This window comes from Pseudorhizobium flavum (assembly GCF_044142885.1).
GTDB classification, from domain to species: Bacteria; Pseudomonadota; Alphaproteobacteria; order Rhizobiales; family Rhizobiaceae; genus Neorhizobium; species Neorhizobium flavum.
The window spans coordinates 25457-44721 of sequence record NZ_JBIOKZ010000005.1 but is presented as its reverse complement, the minus strand read 5'-3'; the positions used below and the strand labels follow the sequence as shown (position 1 = coordinate 44721).

The window sequence follows — 19265 nt, the reverse complement described above, 5'->3', positions numbered from 1 at the left end:
CGCCACCTATAGCTCCCAAGACTAGCGAGGAAAAGCCCCCGCGGCCTGAAACGCCCGGCTTTCCCTGTGTGCATCGTTCTGCAATTGGAGGCTAGCAGGTGCTTTTTCCGCAGGCGCGGACGTTGGCGATCTTCTCCTGGAGCGCATCGTCGCCAACGGCCCCGAACAGGGCCTCATTGCCGACGATGTAGGTCGGCGTACCCGTCACCCCGAGGTTGGTGGCCAGTGTGTAGGCGTCGCGAACGAGTTGGTCATTCGGGTTCTCTGCCATCGACTTGCGTAGGTCCGCTTCACTGATCCCGAGGGCTGCCGCGACCTCGATGGCGCTTTCCTCTGTGGCCGTGCCGGTGCTGCCAAGCAGGGCACGATGGAATTCGCCGTATTTTTCAGGCGCGATGAGACGTACGGCATTGGAGACACGATGCGCGTCGAGCGAGTCCGGCCCGAGGATCGGCAGTTCCTTCAGAACGAAACGGACCTTTGGATCTGTAGCAAGGATCCTTTCCATGTCGGCCAGAGCCCGCTTGCAGTAGCCGCAGTTATAATCAAAGAACTCCACGACGGTGACGTCGCCATCGGGATTGCCAAGCGCAATATCGTCCTGCGAATTGAAGATCGCGTCGTGATTGGCGGCAACCGCCTGACCAGCCTGCTCCAGGCGCTGCGACTGCTGCTTCGCCTCAAGGGCAGCCTGAACCTCCAGCATGACTTCCGGATTTTCAAGCAGATACTCGCGGATGAACTGCCCCATCTCCTTCTTCTCATCCTCATCGAGAGCGAGCGCCGGCGTCAGCCACAATGCGGTCATCAGCATCGAACCGAGTGCTAGGGTCTTGGAGCGGGCAAGCATGGATCTACCTCGTGAGATGGGTGTTGCGGCGGGAATATCCGCGATTTGGGGCAAAGCTAAGCCAAGCGCGGTCGCTACAGGAACAAAAAATCAGAAATGTTCCAGCTGCTGACGATCACTTCTGCGTTGCCGACGCCCTTCAAGGAAATGGCCGCCGTGAGGCGGCCATCTGATTAGCGAGGACAGGGAAGTCTCAGAAGAAACCGCGTCGCTGCCACCAGCCGGCCTTCTTCGGCTTCGGCGGCTCACCGTCCGATTCATCACCGGCAGGCTCCGAGCTCTTCACCACGGGGTCCGATGAACTGATGTTGGACGCCCGATTGGCACGTGCAGGCTTCTGTTCTTCTTCCGACGGAGCATCAGCTTGCGAAGCTTCCTCGCCAAGAGCGGCATCGACCTGGGGGGCAATGTTCGCTTCGGCTACGGGCTCTGCGGCCTCGGCAACGATCTCAAGTTCGGCTTCGGCGGGCGTGACTTCAGCAGTCACTGCCTTTTTCCGACTCCGGCGGGGCTTGGCGGGAGCAGGTACTTCCTCCACCGCCTCGGTTGCAGCGGTGGTTTCAGCAGCCGCCGTCTCACCGGTCGAGATTTCCGTCGCGACTACCTCAGGAACTGCCTCGTCCTCGGCGCCGGACTCATCGCCCGAGTCATCGGCCTCGTCGGATGCGGATGTCTCCATCCCGTCCTCCGGCCGATTGCGCCGACCACCGCGCTTGCCCCGGCGGCGGCGCTTGCGGCGTCCGTTTTCATCACCTTCCGCACCCTCGGAGGCTTCGGTGCCGGCTTCGGAATCATCCGCATCGCTGCCTTCTTCGGCGTCCGAATCGCTGTCGTCGGCCTCTGAAGCGGCTACGCCTTCCTGGCGGTCTCCGCCCTTGCCGCCGCGCCGGCGACGCCGACGCTTGCGCTTGCGGCCGTTCTGCTCTTCGCCCTGGGCCGAGGAAGCCGTAGCCGGGGCAGCGTTGGCATTACCCGCCTCTTCGTCTTCTTCATCCTCCTCGATGACGATGTCGTCATCGTCCTCCTCCACGGGGAAGGCGGCGAACTGCATCAGGCTTTCGATCCTGACGGGGTTCTCCACCGGCTCGCCGCGGTCGATGGCGAAGTGGCTGGAGCCGATTCCCTCATCGGACTCGATGTAAATCGACACGCCAAAACGCTTCTCGTAATCCACGACGGTGTTGCGCTTCTGGTTGAGAAGATAGAGCGCAGTCTCCGGCGTGGTGCGCACCGTGATGTCGTGAGTCGTATTCTTGAGCAGGTGCTCCTCGACGCCGCGCAGTACATGAAGCGCAACCGACGACTGAGACCGAACATGGCCAGTGCCGCCGCAGTGCGTGCAGATCTGCGTGGTCGATTCCAGCACGCTGGCACGAATGCGCTGGCGCGACATTTCGAGCAGGCCGAAATGCGAGATGCGCCCCACCTGGATGCGGGCGCGGTCGTTCTTCAGGCAGTCCTTGAGCTTCTTCTCGACAGCGCGATTGTTGCGCTTTTCTTCCATGTCGATGAAGTCGATGACGATCAGACCGGCAAGGTCGCGCAGGCGAAGCTGGCGTGCGACTTCCTCGGCCGCCTCAAGGTTCGTCTGAAGGGCGGTTTCCTCGATGGAGTGCTCGCGGGTCGAGCGACCGGAGTTGACGTCGATGGCGACGAGCGCCTCGGTCTGGTTCATGATCAGGTAACCGCCGGACTTCAGCGTCACCTGTGGCTGCAACATCCGGTCGAGCTGTGCTTCGATGCCCGAGCGCGAGAAGATCGGATGCAGGTCGCGGTAAGGCTGGACCACCTTGGCGTGGCTCGGCATCAGCATCTTCATGAAGTCCTTGGCTTCACGATAGCCTTCTTCGCCGGCGACGACGATTTCCGAGATGTCCTTGTTGTAGAGGTCGCGGATCGACCGCTTGATGAGCGAGCCTTCCTCGTAGACGAGGCACGGCGCGGTGGAATTGAGCGTCAGCGTCCGGACGTTCTCCCACAGGCGCATCAGGTATTCGAAATCGCGCTTGATCTCGACGCGGGTGCGGTTGGCGCCGGCGGTGCGGACGATCACGCCCATGCCCTCCGGCACTTCCAGTTCGCGGGCGATTTCCTTCAGGCGCTTGCGGTCCTGCGGCTGGGTGATCTTGCGGGAAATACCCCCGCCGCGCGCGGTGTTCGGCATCAGCACCGAGTAACGGCCGGCAAGCGAGAGATAGGTCGTCAGGGCCGCGCCCTTGTTGCCGCGCTCTTCCTTGGCAACCTGTACCAGCAGGATCTGGCGGCGCTTGATGACTTCCTGGATACGGTATTGTTTGCGGGGCTTGCGGACGACGCGATCGGGAACCTCTTCCATCGCATCTTCGGCGCCGACCGATTCGATTTCCTCCTTCTCGCCATCATCGCTGTCGTCATCGTCGGAGTGACGGCGACCGCGGACGTCTTCGGAGATCGAATCGGTTTCGACCATCGCCGCCATTTCAGTCGGCGTGTCCTTGTCCTCGTCCGTGCCTTCGCTGCTTTCTGCGGCGTCGGCCGATTCGGCTTCCGCCGTCTTCTTGCGGGAGCGGCTGCGGCGCGGTTTGGCCTTCGGCTTTTCGGCGGCGACCTCTTCGCCCGGGCTGGCCTCGGCAGCCTCGGAGCCGGCTTCGCTTTGCGAAGTGTCGAGCGTCGCATCGTCCGCCTGCGCCTGCGGCTGCGGCTGCGGGGCGTCGGCAGGGTCGTTCGCCTCGTCTTCGGCGATCTTCTTCTGTTCCTCTTCTTCGGCCTGCATCAGCGCCTGCCGGTCGGCGAGAGGGATCTGGTAATAGTCGGGATGGATCTCGGCGAAAGCCAGGAAGCCGTGGCGGTTGCCGCCATAATCGACGAACGCGGCCTGAAGCGAGGGCTCAACCCTCGTCACCTTTGCCAGATAGATGTTGCCGCGGATCTGTTTCTTGTGTTGGGATTCGAAATCGAATTCTTCGATACGGTTGCCGCGAACGACGACTACCCGCGTCTCCTCTTCGTGAGACGCGTCGATGAGCATTTTGTCTGCCATGTATATTCTGCTCCTCGGCGCAGCCGAGCAGGTGCAAAAAAGCCTGCCGCACGGACAGGCCTTTCATGCAGGATGGTGATTGCGCCGGAAAAATTGGTTCCCGCAGGATGCGCTTGCGACGACGCCCGGACGGCTGACAGAGCTTCTGGCTCCCTCAGGGTATCCCGGTTCTGAAACACTTGCCGCAACATAAAAGTCCAAACGAGAACGACGATATCTTAGGCTCGAGGCCCGGTGAGGTGCTCCATGTGAGCGTGGATGGCATGCCATCCGGTATTGTTCCGGCCACTGCCGGGAAGATTGCGTATCAGGATCAAAGTGTACAGACGGCGGATGACTGTCCGGTTTCGGCGCCAGGTCCCTGGGGCTGGCAGGCCTGCCGGAAGACTATCCCGTCAACACCTTAGTCCTCATCCGCCTTGTATGGTTTCTGCGACATAATAGCAAGGGAAAAGCCAGGGCCGCCTTATTGTGGATTAAATGAGAAGGCTACTGGAAGTGGTTGATTCGCCAGTGCTGGCGGGCCAGATGTCGAGGTACCATCGTGGTATCCTTCGATGCGAATTCCGGTCATCCGCAGGGCGATCGGCATCGTCATGCGCTAGCAGGCGGGATACGGGGTGCAGGAGAGGCAGTTGTTTGTGCGAATCGGTTCAATCGCTGTGATGGCCATTGGCTTGCTGCTTGCCGCGCTCGTCCCGTCCCCGGTGCTCGCCGAGACGGGTAGCTCGCGGCCGCTGCTCGCCTTTGCCGCCCGCATTGCCGGGGATGAAGCCAGGACGCGCGTCGTCATCGATTTCGAGGAAAAGCCCGACTTCTCCGTCCACTATATTGACTCGCCGCAACGGGTGGTCGTCGATCTGCCGGCCACGGCATTCGGCTTCCCCCGCGAAGACCTTGCGGCTCGGGGATTGTTTGAGGATATCCGCTACGGGGCGATGGATGAAGAAAGCGCGCGGATTGTCCTGACCGCCGAGCGTCCGGTCCAGCTCAGCCTTGCAGAAGTGCAGCAAGGGGAGAATGGGGAGTTCCGGCTTGTGCTCGATGCCGAGATGACAACTCCTGACGTGTTTGCGAAGCTGGTCGGTCAGCAGGCTTGGCAGGGCGGCACCGGTCAAATGCCGGATGAGGTCGCATCGCAGGCGGATGACGGGTCTTTCGTCGTGGCTGTGGATGCCGGCCATGGCGGGATAGACACCGGAGCGATCGGCGCTGTTACGAAGACGCCCGAAAAAGCCATCACTCTCGCATTCGCACAGGCTCTGGCCGAGCGGCTTGCCGACAGGCCCGGAGTGAGGGCAGTCCTGACGCGGAACGGCGACAGCTTCCTTTCCCTCTCGGAGCGGGTCACACTTGCCCGCCAGGCGGGGGCTGATCTCTTTCTCTCCCTGCACGCCGATACGCTCAGTCAAAAGGATATCCGAGGAGCGACCGTCTATACTCTGTCGGACCGCGCCTCGGACCGCATGGCGGAGAACCTTGCCGCGCGCGAAAACCTTTCGGACCAGTTGGCGGGCGTACGCCTCAAGGACGAACCGCCCGAGGTTGCCGACATCCTGCTCGACCTGACGCGACGGGAGACGCAGGTGCTTTCCGTCACGCTCGCCAACAACGTCATCCAGTCTTTCGAAGGGCAGGTGGGGCTCATCAACAATGCCCACCGCTATGCGGGTTTTCAGGTTCTGAGGGCGCCTGACATCCCCTCCGTTCTTCTCGAGCTCGGTTTTCTGTCGAATCCCGAGGACGAGAAGCTGCTGGCGGACGAGAAATGGCGCGCGAAGGTAAGCGACCTTCTGGTCGATGCTGTCCTGCGCTACAGGGACCGGGTCTTTGCGGGCGGTGGTTGAAGCCTGATGCCGGTCTGCCACATGCGCCGTCTCCCGGTGGGATCGGCCGCAAGGGCCCTATTTTGCTCACATTCCCGCCGTTAGTCCCGATGGGCCGGGGGTGTGAATCGACTGGCGAACCAATGTCGACTTGCGCTGGCCGGATCAGCGTGCAAAAGCCCCGTAATCATGCGATGGTGTCCGGGCACCGAGTGAAAGCCGAGCGGTAGCTTCAATATGATCAGACTTATCGGGTATTTCTTTGGATTGGCGTCGGTCCTGTTTCTGGGCGTCGCCGTGGTCGCCGCGGTGTACCTCGTCGGCGTCGCCAGGGATCTACCGGACTACGAAGTTCTCAGTGCCTACGAACCTCCTGTTGCGACCCGTGTTCATGCGGGCAACGGTGCGCTGATGGCGGAATATGCGCGCGAACGGCGACTTTTCCTGCCTATCCAGGCGGTTCCCGATCGTGTCAAGGCAGCCTTCCTGTCCGCCGAGGACAAGAATTTCTACAATCATCCCGGCATCGATCCGGCTGGCCTTGCGCGCGCCGTCGTCAACAACTTCCAGAACCTGGCGTCCGGCCGCCGCCCTGAGGGCGCGTCGACGATCACGCAGCAGGTCGCGAAGAACTTCCTGCTCAGCAACGACCAGACCATCGATCGCAAGATCAAGGAAGCGATTCTCTCCTTCCGGATCGAGCAGACCTATTCGAAGGACAAGATCCTCGAACTCTATCTGAACGAGATCTTCTTCGGCCTGAACTCCTATGGCATCGCCGGCGCAGCGCTCACCTATTTCGACAAGTCGGTGACGGAGCTGACGATCGCCGAGGCGGCGTATCTCGCAGCGCTGCCGAAGGGTCCGAACAACTACCATCCCTTCCGCAGGGAACAGGCCGCGATCGAGCGCCGTAACTGGGTCATCGACCGCATGGCGGAAAACGGCTACGTCACGCGTGCCGATGCGGATGAAGCGAAGAAGCAGCCATTGGGCGTTCAGCCGCGTCGCGGAGGCACGCATCTGTTCGCGTCTGATTTCTTCGCCGAGGAGGTTCGGCGCCAGATTATCGAGAAGTATGGCGACGATACGCTGTACGGCGGGGGGCTTTCGGTAAGGACCTCGCTTGATCCGGACCTGCAGGTGTTGGCGCGCAAGGCGCTGAACGGCGCCCTGGTCGAATATGATGAGCGCCGCGGCTTCCATGGTCCGGTCACGCAGATAGACGCGGCCGGCGACTGGGCGACGGAACTTGCCAAGGTGCCGGGTCTTCGCGACATACCCGAATGGAGGCTCGCCATGGTGAAGGCCGTCTCCTCCGAGGAAGTCGACATCGTGCTGCAGCCCTCCCTGGATGCCGGCGGCAAGGTCGGCGAAGGTCGTGAGACAGGCGTTATCGCTGCCAAGGACATGAAGTGGGCGTTCCGCGACGCCAAGGGCGAGCGCAAGACGACCAAGTCACCCGAAGGTGTGCTGCAGCCGGGCGACGTCGTCTTCGTGGAACCTTTGGCCGACGAAGAGGGTGCCTATCGCCTTCGCCAGCCGCCGAAGGTTCAGGGCGGTTTCGTGGCAATGGACCCGAATACGGGTCGCGTTCTCGCCATGGTCGGCGGCTTCTCCTATGCCCAGTCTGAGTTCAATCGTGCCACCCAGGCGATGCGTCAGCCCGGTTCGTCGTTCAAGCCGTTCGTCTATGCCGCCGCGCTCGACAACGGCTATACGCCCGCTTCCGTTATCCTCGACGCGCCGATCGAGATGGTGGCGGGCGGCAAGGTGTGGCGACCGGAGAACTACGGCGGCGGCTCCGCCGGCCCGCAGACCCTCCGGCTCGGCATCGAGAAGTCCCGTAACCAGATGACTGTCCGGTTGGCTCAGGACATGGGGATGGAGCTCGTCGCCGAATATGCCGAGCGTTTCGGCATCTATGACGACATGCTTCCAGTTCTCGCCATGTCGCTCGGCTCCGGCGAGACCACGGTTCTGCGCATGGTCTCCGCCTATGCCGTGCTTGCCAACGGCGGCAAGCAGATCAAGCCGACCGTGATCGACCGGATCCAGGATCGCTATGGAAAGACCATCTTCCGCCACGAGGAGCGCACCTGCGACGGCTGCAACGCCTCGGGTTGGACGGGGCAGGACGAGCCGATCCTCGTCGACAACCGCGAGCAGGTTCTCGACCCGATGACGGCCTACCAGATCACGTCGATGATGGAAGGCGTCGTGAAGCGCGGAACCGCGGCCGGCAAGATCAAGATCGACGATCGTCCGGTTGCAGGCAAGACCGGCACGACCAATGACGAGAAGGATGCCTGGTTCGTTGGCTATACGCCGAACCTCGTCGCTGGCGTCTACATCGGGTTCGACACGCCTGCACCGCTTGGACGCGGGGCAACCGGCGGTTCGCTCGCTGCCCCTGTCTTCGCGGAATTCATGGAAGAAGCGGTCAAGCGCACGCCGCCGGAGAAGTTCCACGTGCCGGAGGGCATGCAGTTCATCCCCGTCAACCGCACGACCGGCATGATGGCCTTCGAGGGTGAGCCCGACACGATCGTCGAGGCGTTCAAGCCCGGTACTGGACCCGCGGATGTATTCGCGGTGATCGGCGATACCGAATACCTGCCGCCGGAAGAGATCCTTGAGACCTCTCCGCAGGCTCATCAGGCCGTGACGTCCGGCGCCGCTGGTCTCTTCTGACACTGGATGCAGAGCATGCCGGCGCGGCCTTTACATCCGCCGCCGGCGCAACTATGTCCACCCCGTCTTCCAATTCCGAAAGAGAGCAAGAAGCAAGCCATGCGGGCTGAAATCATCAGTGTAGTCGACGAAATCAAGCAGGCCGTAAGCCTGCTGAGGAGGCATCTTTGACTGGGACCAGGCGGTAAGACGACTGGACTGGTTGAACAACAAGGCAGAGGATCCGAACCTCTGGAACGACGCCTCCGAGGCACAGAAACTGATGCGCGAGCGCCAGCAACTCGACGATTCCATCGGCGGTGTACGGGCGCTGGAACAGCAGCTTTCCGACAATATCGAGCTCATCGAGATGGGCGAAGAGGAAGGCGACGAGGCGATCGTCAAGGATGCCGAGGATGCGTTGAAGGCGCTGAGAACGGAGGCCAATCGACGGCAGGTCGAGGCGATGCTCTCCGGCGAGGCTGATTCCAACGACACCTATGTCGAAGTCCATTCCGGCGCCGGCGGCACGGAGAGCCAGGACTGGGCCAACATGCTGCTTCGCATGTATATCCGCTGGGCCGAGCGCCAGGGCTACAAGGTCGAGGTTCTGGAGGTCCATGAAGGCGAAGAAGCCGGCATCAAGTCCGCCACGATCTTGGTCAAGGGTCACAACGCCTATGGGTGGATGAAAACCGAATCGGGCGTTCACCGGCTGGTCCGTATCTCGCCTTATGACAGCAACGCGCGGCGCCATACCTCCTTCTCGTCGATCTGGGTCTATCCCGTCATCGACGACTCGATCAACATCGAGGTGAACGAGAGCGATTGCCGCATCGATACCTATCGCTCATCGGGTGCCGGCGGCCAGCACGTCAATACGACCGATTCGGCCGTCCGCATCACGCATATCCCGACGGGAATCGTCGTCGCCTGCCAGCAGGAGCGGTCGCAGCACAAGAACCGTGCGAAAGCCTGGGACATGCTGCGCGCCCGCCTCTACGAGGCCGAGCTGAAGAAGCGCGAGGAGGCCGCCAATGCCGAAGCTGCTTCGAAGACCGATATCGGCTGGGGCCACCAGATCCGGTCCTACGTGCTCCAGCCCTATCAGCTCGTGAAGGATCTTCGCACCGGCGTCGAGAGCTCTGCTCCCGATGACGTCCTGAACGGCGACCTCAACGAGTTCATGGAAGCGGCCCTGGCGCACCGGATCAGCGGCAAGCCCGATGCCGCCGTTGCCGACGTGGACTGACCGACCTTGACGTAGCGAATAGGAGAGGGCGACTGAGGGCGCCCTTTCCGTTTTGCCTCAGTTGCTGAACTGCTCGGCCAGGATCCGGTCCGACCAAGTGTGGTCGGGGTCGGAGAGGATGCGGGCCGTCATCTCCTCCGACTGCGCCACCTGGACGCGCAGCACCGACTTCACCTCCATGTTGTCGGCGACGGCGTTCACCGGGCGCTTCTCCGGCTCCAGGATGTGGATGTCCACCTGCACATGATTGGGCAGCAGTGCGCCGCGCCAGCGGCGGGGCCTGAAGGGGCTGACCGGCGTCATCGCCAGCAGCGGCGCCTCCAGCGGCAGGATCGGCCCGTGGGCGGAAAGGTTGTAGGCGGTCGAACCCGCAGGGGTCGCGACCATCAGACCGTCGCAGATGAGCTCCGCCAGTCGCTCGCGACCGTCGATCTCCACCCGCAGCTTGGCGGCCTGATAGGATTGCCGGAAGAGATAGACCTCGTTGATGGCAAGCGCGATGGAACTCGTGCCGTCGGCATTGGTGGTCTTCATCTGCAACGGATGCAGCACGTTCTCGACGGCCGACTCGATCCGCTCGCGCAGGTCCTCGGTGCGGTAGTCGTTCATCAGGAAGCCGACCGATCCGCAGTTCATGCCATAGATGGCTTTGCCGGAATTGATAGTCCCGTGCAGCGTGTGCAGCATGAAGCCGTCGCCGCCGAGCGCGACGATGACATCCGCCTCCTCGACCGGGCTGTTGCCGTAGATCCGGATGAGTTCGTCTCGGGCCGCCATCGCCTCCGGTGCAGAGGAAGCGCAAAAGGAGAGGCTGCTGGCTGTACTCGACATGGGTAACCCTCGTGATGCCGGCATACCTAGCGGAGAAATTCCTTTTTCGACAAGGGCTTTGCCTGCAGGATGCGGTACGGCAGGGCTCGGGTTCGTCACGATCGGCGGTCTCTTTCTGGTTTTTGCGCTTTACACGAAAGCAGAATATGCTAACTCCCGCTGCACTGGATTGCCCTTGTAGCTCAGTTGGTAGAGCACCTGATTTGTAATCAGGGGGTCGCGGGTTCGAACCCTGCCGGGGGCACCACTTTTCTCTTCAGATCGCGAACCCAAGTTTTCTGGTTGCGCTTGTGGCTGGCTCGCCTGAAACTGCCTGCATTGGGCTCTGCAGGTCTCGGTGCCAATCGGTTAGGCGCCGGAGCGGCCGGCCCGTTGGAGGCTAGCCGTGTCCAGAACCGATGATGTCCGTATCCCTTCCGACTCCGCTCCCCCCGCCGAGGCCGTCATCCGCGTCGAGCAGTATCCAGCGACGTCGCGTATCCTTCATTGGCTCGTCGCGGTGCTGGTGCTCACAACCTGGCCGCTCGGCTTCTTCATCCAGTTCACGAAGAAGGAAGTGACGCTCGACTTTTATCTGGTCCACGAAAGCCTCGGATTTCTGGTCCTGTGGATCATGCTGGTTCGGGTCGGCAACAAGCTGGTCACGCGCACGCCGCAACGCGAGGGGCCGGTGGTCGAACGGGTCGCGGCGACAGTCGTTCACGCCTTGCTCTACATCTTCCTGATCGTCATGCCGATCAGCGGCTTTCTCGCCACCAATGCCCACGGTTTCCCGCTCGTCTGGTTCGGGCTCGTGCCGGTCTGGAGCCCGCTCGGCAAGTCTCCCGACATCGCGTGGACGCTCTCTACGATTCACGAGGTCAGCGCATGGAGCCTTCTGGCGCTTTTCGCGTTGCATATCGGCGCGGTGCTGCTTCATCATGTGATACGGCGCGACAACACGCTGTACAGGATGCTTTAGGGAGCGGGATGTTCAATCTGGAAATGAGCGAGGCAACGTGGTCGGGGCTGCTGGCCCTCCGGCAGGGAACCGGGGAGGCAGTCGCCGGTGACCTTGCCTACCGCCTCTATGGCCCGATAGCCGGTGCGCCCGGCCGCTTCGTGCTGGCGCAGGTGGGCCAGTCGCTTGACGGCAGGGTTGCGACACCGGCAGGCGACGCCCGCGACATCTCGGGTGAGGACGGCCTGGCGCATCTTCATCGATGCCGGGCACTGGTGGACGCCGTGATCGTCGGAGTGGGAACCGTCATCGCGGACGATCCAAGCCTCTCGGTAAGAATGGTCAAGGGTTTGTCACCGGTTCGCGTGATCGTCGATTGCCACGCAACGTTAAAGGGATCCGAAAGCCTGTTCCACGACGGCGGTGCACCTGTGATCGTGTTCAGAAGCGCGAGCGCATCCGGTGCCGAAATTCCCCATGCCGAGATCGTCAACCTGGAGCCTAAGGCTGGCGGCCTCGATCCCCGCGACATGCTCGACGCGCTGGCGGCGCGAAACCTGCACCGCGTGCTGGTGGAGGGCGGTGCCCGGACGATAGCCCGCTTCATCGACGCCCGCCTCGTCGACCGGCTGCACGTGGCCATTTCCCCGATCATCATCGGCTCAGGCCCGATAGGCATCAGCCTGCCGCCCATCGAGAAGCTTGCAGGCGCCCATCGCCCCGCCACAGATGTCTACAATCTCGGTAGCGACATCCTGTTCGACTGCGTTTTCCGGTCAAGCGAAGCCTCAGCCGGGCAGGGCGAGGAGATCGCAGTGGCCAATCAGGCATGAGGCCCCCGGCGTGCCGATGGCCGCCAAGCGAAAGTCCAACCAGTTGTCGATTGTGGTGTCCGGAAGTTCAGACGCCTCCAGAAGGGGCTGACGCAAGCCTCCCAGGAACTCGGTCTGCAGAGCAGCACTGCTCTGGTCCAGCCGCCACGGGCTCTCGGCCGTCGTTACGGTAAATCCACGGGCCTTCAGGTGCTTGGCAAGACATGCGGTCGCGTCGGGTCCGAGTGCCGGCCCGAACCCCTTGTCGGTCCGCTGGTGGCGGTTGAAAAGGTCAGTCATCTGCCCGTCGAGCGGATGTTCTGGCGACCACCGCATGACGCCATCATAGTTCAGTGCGGCATAGAGCCCGCAACCGGCCGCTGCGAGACGGTCCGCAAGCGCGGCGCAGAAACCGTCCGAGCAAAGATCGAAGAGCGCCGACGCCGTGACGACACTCACCCCTTCCAACGGAAGGGCGTTGATGTCGTTGAGGTCATGCTGGCGAAACGTGACATGGGCATTCGTCCCGGCCCGCCGCGACGCCTCCTCCAAAAGCAGGGGATCATAGTCGAGCAGAAGCCACCCGGCGTAACGGGGGAGATGATCCTTGAGGCTTCTCAGGGTTGAGCCTGTGCCGCAGCCGATATCGAGGATGAACGGACGGTCCATTCCCTGGAGATAAGTCGCAAGTTCTTCCACCAGCCCCATGTCGCGGGTGGCCTGATCGGCCGTTTCTCTCAGCGCCAGCCAGTCCTTGTCGAAACCGCTCACGGAAGTGTCTCCAATCTGTCGGCGATGATGTCGACGGTCCTGTCCCAGTTAGGCAAGAGCGCGCCCGCACGCCGGGCCGCTTCGGCTTTTCGTTGCCGCAGTTCCATGTCCGCTACCAGGCTACCGAGTGCCGCGGCGAAGGCATCGATATCGTCGATGCCGGTCAGTATGCCCGCCTCTTCAGGCACGACGTCGGGAACGGCGCCGGTGCGGCATGCGACGATGGGCAGGCCGTGGGAAAGGGCTTCGGCAAAGACCATGCCATAACCCTCGAACCTGCTCGCCAGAGTGAATATGTCGGCGCTCGCCAGCACCGGCCTGACATCGGCAACTTCGCCGGCAAGGTTGACGCGCTCGGCAAGCCCGCTCTCTCCCAGCTGCTCCTCGATTTCCCGCGCCGTTCTGGGGCTGAGATTGTGACTACCGACAATGGTGGCAGTCCAGAAAAGGTGCTCGATCCGCTTGAGCGCTGCAATCAGGACATCATGGCCCTTGCGCGGTATGAGCGTGCCGATTGACACGATATGCGCGGGGTCACCTTCACCTCTGGCGGGGGCCCCGGGTTCGGTGCCTGGTATCGCCACCGTGACCTTGTCGGATGGCACGCCATATCTGGATGTCAATTCCCGCGCCGTCATCGACGACGTCACGATGACATGTTCCGCACAGGCGATTGCCTTTCGCTCGCTTGCTGCGAGATCTTGTTGCTGCTCTGCGTCCAGGCCGGTCTCAAGGGCGAGGGGATGATGAACGAGAGGGACGATTCGCAGACGCTTGCTCTCGCGTTCGGCCCATGTGTCGAGCACACCGAAAGCGAGACCGTCGACCACGACTTGCGCGCCATCCGGCAAGCGCGATAGCAGATCCTCCGCCAGTGCCTTGGTTTCCAGCGAGGGATTGGGAAACCCATCACCAAGCGGCAGGCACTGAACGTCCCAGCCGCGGTTGCGAAGACCGTCTATGACGCGCCTGTCATAGGCATAGCCGCCGGTCTTCAACGCCAGATCACCTGGGAAGGCGAAAGCGATCGTCCGGCTCAAAGATCGGCCTCGTACCAGCCACGTGCGGCGTGCGACTCGTGCAGGGTAATCTTCAACCGGCAGATCCGGTGGCTTCCTTCCCCGAGCTTTCCGCCCGCGACTGCGGCCGCCAACTGATCGAAGACGTGCTTGGCGATGACTTCGGTCGTTGTGACCTTCCCCGCAAACAAGGGGAGCTCGTCGAGGTTCTGATAGTTGAGCGGCGCCAGGACTTCGCGGAGAACCGTCGTCGCAGCGCCGATGTCCACCGCCAACCCGTTCTCGTCCACATCGCGCGTGAAGAAGGCCGCATCGACCACGAAGGTGGCGCCATGCATGCCCTGTGCAGGGCCGAAAACGGGACGGGGAAGGCTGTGGGCGATCATGATGTGATCGCGGACTTCGACGGCGAACATGCTTCTGAAACTCCGTGGCTATTCAGTAATGGATACGGTGGCAGAGGGTGTCCGGATTGGCGAGGATGGCGGGATAGGCGCTTTCGATCTCGCAGAAAGGCGTCTCGCCGGAGATCAGCGCGTCCAGCCGGTCGTCGAGCAGGAGGTCGAGAGACTTGGCGAGGCGACGCGCTGGGCTCCACCGTACCCGCCGCGTTGGCGGTACCGAACCGACCTGCGAACTGGCAAGCGTGAGCCTGCGAGCATGAAAAGCGCCGCCGAGCGGGATGCTGACCGGTTCATTCCCGTGCCAGCTTGCCTCAACGATACGTGCCTCCTGTCCGGCAAGGTCGATCGCTTGCGCAAGTGCTGCGGCCGACCCGGACGCATTCACCAGCACATCGAATTCTCCAGCCACGTTGGTCCCCGTCGAGAAGTCCAGGCAGAGATGTTCGGCAAGCGCTCGCCGTGAGGGGTTGGGATCGATCAGCACGGCTTCGGTGCCGCAGATTCGTGACGTGAGGTAGGCAACCAGGGTGCCGACCACGCCGGCACCGAAAACGGCGACCCGGTCTCCCGGCAGGATATTTGCATCCCAGACGATGTTGAGGGCTGTCTCCATGTTCGCGGCCAGTATGGCCCGTTCCGGCGGCAACCCATCCGGAAGGACAAGCAACTCGGATTCATCGATCGCCAAGAGGTCCTGGTGCGGATGAAGGCAGAAGACGAACTGGCCGGTCATAGGTGCGCTGCCCGTCTTGACTTTCCCCACGAGGGAGTAGCCGTACTTGACCGGGAAGGGGAACTCGCCCGCCATGTGAGGTGCCCGCATGCGTTCGAATTCGCTGACCGGTACGCGGCCGCTGAAGACGAGGTTCTCAGTGCCCCGGCTGATGCCGCTGAAGAGCGTGCGTACGAGGGCCTGGCCAGGGAGGGGCGGCTCCAGTGGCTCATGCCTCAGTTCACATGCGCCAGCGGCCGTGAACCAAAGGGCACGAGCAGAGTGCATTTCCGTACCCACCGCAGGCGAAACACCCGAGTTCATCCATCTCTCCTCTCACGCCGGCCTCTGGACCGCGCTTGCACGGGGTCGCCGGCGTCGCCTGCAACCATTTTGAGCACCCAGTAGGTGCGGCTTGCAATCTTGGTAGTGCTCAAGGACCCGAACCGTGGTGAGCGCGTTATCTTGTTCTGCCGAGGCGATCTGACAAGACGTCGGAGGGGATCGGCCGGTGCCGAATAAGTGATTGATCCGGCCAAGGGCTCTGCGCGTAGAGCTTGGCACTGGACGTTTTGGGAAGGATTTTCACCGATGTCATTCGTCGAACAGGGTTTTCAGCTTGCCTCGCCCGCAGTTCAGGTCGAGCGTGCAGTTGCGGAACTGCGCTACGGTCGCCCGGTTTTGCTCAGCGATGGCTCACGCAGTCTTGCTGCCCTTGCGCTCGATGGCGTGGCACCGGCTGTCTACGACCAGTTCGCCGATGCGGTCGGTGCCAGACATGCGCTCCTGCTGACCTCACATCGTGCAATGCGCCTCATGCCGGGTACCGCTCAGGACGTCGCTGTTCCGCTTGCCGGCATTTCCTTCGAGCAGGCGTCGCAATTGGCCTATGGGCTTGGGGCATCGGCACCCGACGAGTGGCAGACGGCTGACCGACTGATGAGCATGTCCGCTGAGCTTGCCCGTCTGGCGCTGCTCTTGCCCGCCATGGTTTGCGCCGACGTAACAGGAGTCGAGCATCAATTCGCTGCCTGCTGTAAGCTCGATCACTCTCTCTTGGAAGGGGCCGGCGCTGCACGCCAGAACTTTGAGATCGTTGTCCGGACCCGCGTGCCGCTTAGGGACCTTGGCGACGCCCACTTCGTAATCTTCCGCGGAGGATTGGCCCAGAAGGACCAGATAGCCATCGTCGTCGGCAATCCAGATCTGGCGCGCCCGGTCCCGGTCCGCATACACTCCTCATGTGTGACCGGCGACCTCTGCGGTTCGCTCAAGTGCGACTGCGGCGACCAGCTGCGCAACGGTCTCGCCTCCATGAAGGCCGCGGGCGGCGGCGTGCTTCTCTATCTCGACCAGGAGGGAAGGGGCACCGGTATTGGTGCGAAGATGCGCGCCTACGGGTACCAGCACCGCGGGCTCGACACCATCGATGCCGATGCCGAACTCGGCTATGATGTCGACCATCGCCGCTACGAGGCCGCGGTGGCGATGCTGCGAATGCTGCGTATCGAGAAGATCGTGCTGTTCACGAATAACCCGACGAAGATCGCCGCACTTCGTCGCGCAGGTATCGAGGTGGAAAGCCGTGTCCCGGTAACGGGAGAGGTCACCGTGCAGAATGCGGCTTATCTGCAGACGAAGAAGGATCGGGCCGGCCATATGCTGGACATCGAGGCCCTTCTGGCAGCGGAGTAGGCATGATGTGGTCAAAGGAGGGATCCGCCATACGGATCTCGGCTGCGGCAGCCGGACCGTCCCACGCGCTTCGTGTGAACGCTCTGGCGGTGCTTGGCGGTGTCTTTCTGGGTGCGATTGTTGCCTACTCGGCGATCTCATTCCATCTGTCGCTCGGCAGCGCCACAGTCATTGCCGCTGCCGTACTGCTTCTTGTGATTTTCGCCCTTGTGATCGGAAGCCTGCACCGTCACCGTTTCGACAGCTTCGGTCTCGCGAACACGGTGACCGCAATCAGATCGGCGATCGTCAGCCTGGTCGCTGCCGCAGTGATCGTTCCCAATGCTCCTGAGAATGCCTCATGGGCCCTCGTGCTCCTCGTGACAGTGGCGCTTACGCTGGATGGCTTCGACGGATACCTCGCACGCCTCCAGAGGCAGGAGTCGGAACTTGGCGCAAGGTTCGACATGGAAGTCGATGCCTTCCTTATCCTCTGCCTGTCAGCCGCTGTTTTCATCCTCGATAAGGCGGGGGCGTGGGTTGTTCTGATAGGCCTGCTTCGCTACGCTTTCATGATGGCGCAGTACTTCGTGCCCAGTCTGACGGCACCTCTGCCGCCATCGCTACGGCGCAAGTTCGTCTGCGTGGTCCAGGTTGCCGCGCTCTGCCTGATCCTCGTTCCAGGCGTGATGGCACCCATATCCGTCTGGCTGGCCGCTGTTGCGCTCCTCTTGCTCATCTACTCGTTCGCGGTCGACTGCCTCTACCTCTTGCGCGATCCAGAGGTGGGAAGGTGAGCGTCGCCGCAGGCCTTGATACGGCAATCGGTGTCGCGCGCTCGCTGGTGGTCTACTACGGCCAGCCCTGGCGCCGGGTGCAACTGAGGCGGTTCTACAGCGGGATCATCAAGCCCGGGGATCTTGTCTTCGATATCGGCGCGCATGTGGGCAGCCGAAGCAGGACCTTGCTGTCTCTGGGGGCAGAGGTCGTGGCCGTGGAGCCGCAGCCCGTGTTCGCCGACATGATCGAGAAGCATCTCGCCAGCCGCTTGAAGGGATTCGAGCGCGCGGCCGTGGGCGCGACGGAAGGTGAGGCGAGGCTGCGCATCTCACGTCGTCATCCCACCGTATCCACCGTGTCGGAGCGGTTCGTCGAGAGTGTCAGCCATGCCGAGGGATTTCGCGACGTGGTCTGGGACCATGAAGTCGTCGTCCCCATGACGACGCCGGACCGGTTGATCGAAAAATATGGAATTCCGGCCTTCTGCAAGATCGACGTGGAGGGCGCTGAGGCCGACATCCTCCGCGGACTTTCAAGCCCGATCCGCCTCGTCGCGTTCGAATATATTCCGGCACTGCCCGAAATCGCGCATGACGTCATCGGGTTGCTTGAGAAGCTCGGCAGCTACCGCTTCAATCGCGTGGTCGGCGAGAGACACCGCTTTGAAAACGAAGAATGGCGTGACGCCGCGGCGCTTCTCAATGACCTTTCTTCGCTGGCGCCGGGAGATCCGTCAGGCGATGTCTATGCGCGGTTGGCTACGTGATCTCATCGGACGATTCCTGCACCCCGCCTCCAGCCGCCAAGCGCCGACGTGCCGTATACGATCAGGCCTGGGAGCGCGGCACCGGCGAGCGAGAAGGCACCGTAAAGAAGGCTCGCAGCAAGGCCCTGGGCGCTCGTGTATCCCAGGAGCGGCCAAAGCACCGCTGCGGCCGCTTCGCGGCTTCCCCACCCGCCGATACCCACTGGCACCAGCATCGCCAGCAGGCAGAGCGGAATGATCGCGAATGCTCCGGCGAGAGGGAGTGGTGCGCCAGCCGCATCGGATGCAATGACGAAAACCGCCACGTAGCTTGTCACGATCAGGGTGCTCAGTCCGCCCTGGACCGCGAAGGCTCGGTCTTTCCAGAAGACCGCCGAAAGGTCAGGGAGGTGCTGGACACTCCACGCCCTGAGAGGTCTGACCAGAAAAAACGCCGCTACGATTGCGAGGACGCCCGCCAGCCCGGCGGCGATCAGTGCCCAGAGGTCCGGAATGCTGTCCTGCGGCAACAGCACCACCCAGCTCAGCAATCCCACGACCGTCAGCAGCAAAAACGCGAGCTGCCCCGAGAGCCGCTCCAGCACGACAGCTGCGGTTGCCCGCTTCCAATCACCGGCGGCGTCGCCGCTGCTGCGATATGCGCGGACGGCGTCGCCGGCGATGCCGCTTGGGAGGGTCTGGTTGAGGATGCCGCCGAGATAGTATTCCCGTATGGCAGTGGCTCGCCGCATGGGGTGACCGAGCCGGGAGGCGGTGAAGCGCCAGCGCAGCGCGGAAAGCAGGATCTGGACCTGGACGATAATGATGGCGACGAGTGCATGGCCTGGCGGCACGCCTGCGAGAGCCTCGGCGAGGCTCGCAGGATCGACGGCAAGGACGAGGAGAGGCAGAAGCAGGAGACCTGCAGTCATCGCGACCACCTTCAGTATTCGCATG

16 protein-coding genes and 1 tRNA gene are annotated in these 19265 nt (G+C 62.5%); 9 read left to right on the top strand and 8 right to left on the bottom strand.

Translation table 11 applies throughout. The annotated features are described in order from the left end of the window. Positions 1–91 precede the first annotated feature (91 nt). Both ACEPP2_RS11295 and ACEPP2_RS11290 read right to left on the bottom strand, forming a co-directional pair. Entirely contained in the window at positions 92–814 is a 723-nt protein-coding gene (locus ACEPP2_RS11295; RefSeq protein WP_395516813.1) for a DsbA family protein, read from the bottom strand. 229 nt (positions 815–1043) lie between these two features. After that, positions 1044–3869, bottom strand: a complete 2826-nt coding sequence (locus ACEPP2_RS11290) for an Rne/Rng family ribonuclease (RefSeq protein WP_395516671.1) — start codon at positions 3867–3869, stop codon at positions 1044–1046. Positions 3870–4534: 665 nt separating this feature from the next. Between ACEPP2_RS11290 and ACEPP2_RS11285 the strand changes: the two genes are divergently transcribed. From ACEPP2_RS11285 to prfB, 3 genes are all read left to right on the top strand, one after another. Beyond that, the gene (locus ACEPP2_RS11285; protein ID WP_395516812.1) at positions 4535–5716 is read left to right on the top strand and encodes an N-acetylmuramoyl-L-alanine amidase; all 1182 of its coding nucleotides are present in this window, start codon (positions 4535–4537) and stop codon (positions 5714–5716) included. Between the two features lie 216 nt (positions 5717–5932). Further along, entirely contained in the window at positions 5933–8389 is a 2457-nt protein-coding gene (locus ACEPP2_RS11280; RefSeq protein WP_395516670.1) for a penicillin-binding protein 1A, read from the top strand. Between the two features lie 99 nt (positions 8390–8488). Further along, positions 8489–9620 (top strand): peptide chain release factor 2 gene (gene prfB, locus ACEPP2_RS11275; protein WP_395516669.1). Its coding sequence is split into 2 segments (ribosomal slippage): positions 8489–8557 and positions 8559–9620, totalling 1131 coding nucleotides; the frame shifts between segments, so codons are not numbered across the junction. A 57-nt stretch (positions 9621–9677) separates the two neighbouring features. Here prfB and ACEPP2_RS11270 read toward each other — a convergent pair. Beyond that, a complete protein-coding gene (locus ACEPP2_RS11270; RefSeq protein WP_395516668.1) occupies positions 9678–10451 on the bottom strand; it encodes an NAD kinase in 774 nt (257 codons plus the stop codon). A 171-nt stretch (positions 10452–10622) separates the two neighbouring features. Between ACEPP2_RS11270 and ACEPP2_RS11265 the strand changes: the two genes are divergently transcribed. The 3 genes from ACEPP2_RS11265 (at position 10623) to ACEPP2_RS11255 (ending at position 12224) form a co-directional block, all read left to right on the top strand. Beyond that, positions 10623–10698: transfer RNA gene (locus tag ACEPP2_RS11265), tRNA-Thr, on the top strand. A 138-nt stretch (positions 10699–10836) separates the two neighbouring features. Further along, positions 10837–11412, top strand: coding sequence for a cytochrome b (locus ACEPP2_RS11260; RefSeq protein WP_395516667.1), 576 nt, complete (start codon positions 10837–10839; stop codon positions 11410–11412). An 8-nt stretch (positions 11413–11420) separates the two neighbouring features. After that, positions 11421–12224 (top strand): RibD family protein, encoded by an 804-nt coding sequence (locus ACEPP2_RS11255; protein WP_077547219.1) that lies wholly within the window; start codon positions 11421–11423, stop codon positions 12222–12224. Here the strand turns inward: ACEPP2_RS11255 and ACEPP2_RS11250 are convergent. Genes ACEPP2_RS11250 through ACEPP2_RS11235 form a run of 4 tightly spaced genes read right to left on the bottom strand, consistent with a single transcriptional unit; the run spans position 12180 to position 15433 of the window. Further along, complete coding sequence (locus tag ACEPP2_RS11250; RefSeq protein ID WP_395516666.1) at positions 12180–12974, bottom strand: methyltransferase domain-containing protein; 795 nt, start codon at positions 12972–12974, stop codon at positions 12180–12182. The two genes, ACEPP2_RS11255 and ACEPP2_RS11250, sit on opposite strands and share 45 nt — an antisense overlap. Beyond that, positions 12971–14014: a glycosyltransferase family 4 protein gene (locus ACEPP2_RS11245; RefSeq protein WP_395516665.1), complete on the bottom strand. Its 1044-nt coding sequence runs from the start codon at positions 14012–14014 to the stop codon at positions 12971–12973. The genes ACEPP2_RS11250 and ACEPP2_RS11245 overlap by 4 nt, the downstream gene beginning before the upstream one ends. Next, a complete protein-coding gene (locus ACEPP2_RS11240) occupies positions 14011–14409 on the bottom strand; it encodes a 6-pyruvoyl trahydropterin synthase family protein (protein WP_077547222.1) in 399 nt (132 codons plus the stop codon). Before ACEPP2_RS11240 ends, ACEPP2_RS11245 begins: the two co-directional genes overlap by 4 nt. A gap of 22 nt (positions 14410–14431) precedes the next feature. Beyond that, positions 14432–15433 carry a zinc-dependent alcohol dehydrogenase gene (locus ACEPP2_RS11235; protein ID WP_077547223.1) on the bottom strand — a complete coding sequence of 334 codons (1002 nt, stop codon included), beginning with the start codon at positions 15431–15433 and terminating at the stop codon, positions 14432–14434. Between the two features lie 267 nt (positions 15434–15700). Here ACEPP2_RS11235 and ribA point away from each other — a divergent pair, with 267 nt between their 5' ends. From ribA to ACEPP2_RS11220, 3 genes are read left to right on the top strand one after another with little or no spacing between them, the layout of a single operon-like run. Next, positions 15701–16804, top strand: coding sequence for a GTP cyclohydrolase II RibA (gene ribA, locus ACEPP2_RS11230; protein ID WP_077547224.1), 1104 nt, complete (start codon positions 15701–15703; stop codon positions 16802–16804). Between the two features lie 2 nt (positions 16805–16806). Then, on the top strand, positions 16807–17580 hold the full coding sequence (locus ACEPP2_RS11225) for a CDP-alcohol phosphatidyltransferase family protein (RefSeq protein ID WP_235864214.1): 774 nt from the start codon (positions 16807–16809) through the stop codon (positions 17578–17580). Then, a complete protein-coding gene (locus tag ACEPP2_RS11220) occupies positions 17577–18329 on the top strand; it encodes an FkbM family methyltransferase (protein WP_395516664.1) in 753 nt (250 codons plus the stop codon). Before ACEPP2_RS11225 ends, ACEPP2_RS11220 begins: the two co-directional genes overlap by 4 nt. A 2-nt stretch (positions 18330–18331) precedes the next feature. On the opposite strand, the gene ACEPP2_RS11215 is transcribed toward ACEPP2_RS11220, so the two are convergent. Next, positions 18332–19264, bottom strand: a complete 933-nt coding sequence (locus tag ACEPP2_RS11215; RefSeq protein ID WP_395516663.1) for a lysylphosphatidylglycerol synthase transmembrane domain-containing protein — start codon at positions 19262–19264, stop codon at positions 18332–18334. Between the last annotated feature and the right edge of the window lies 1 nt (position 19265).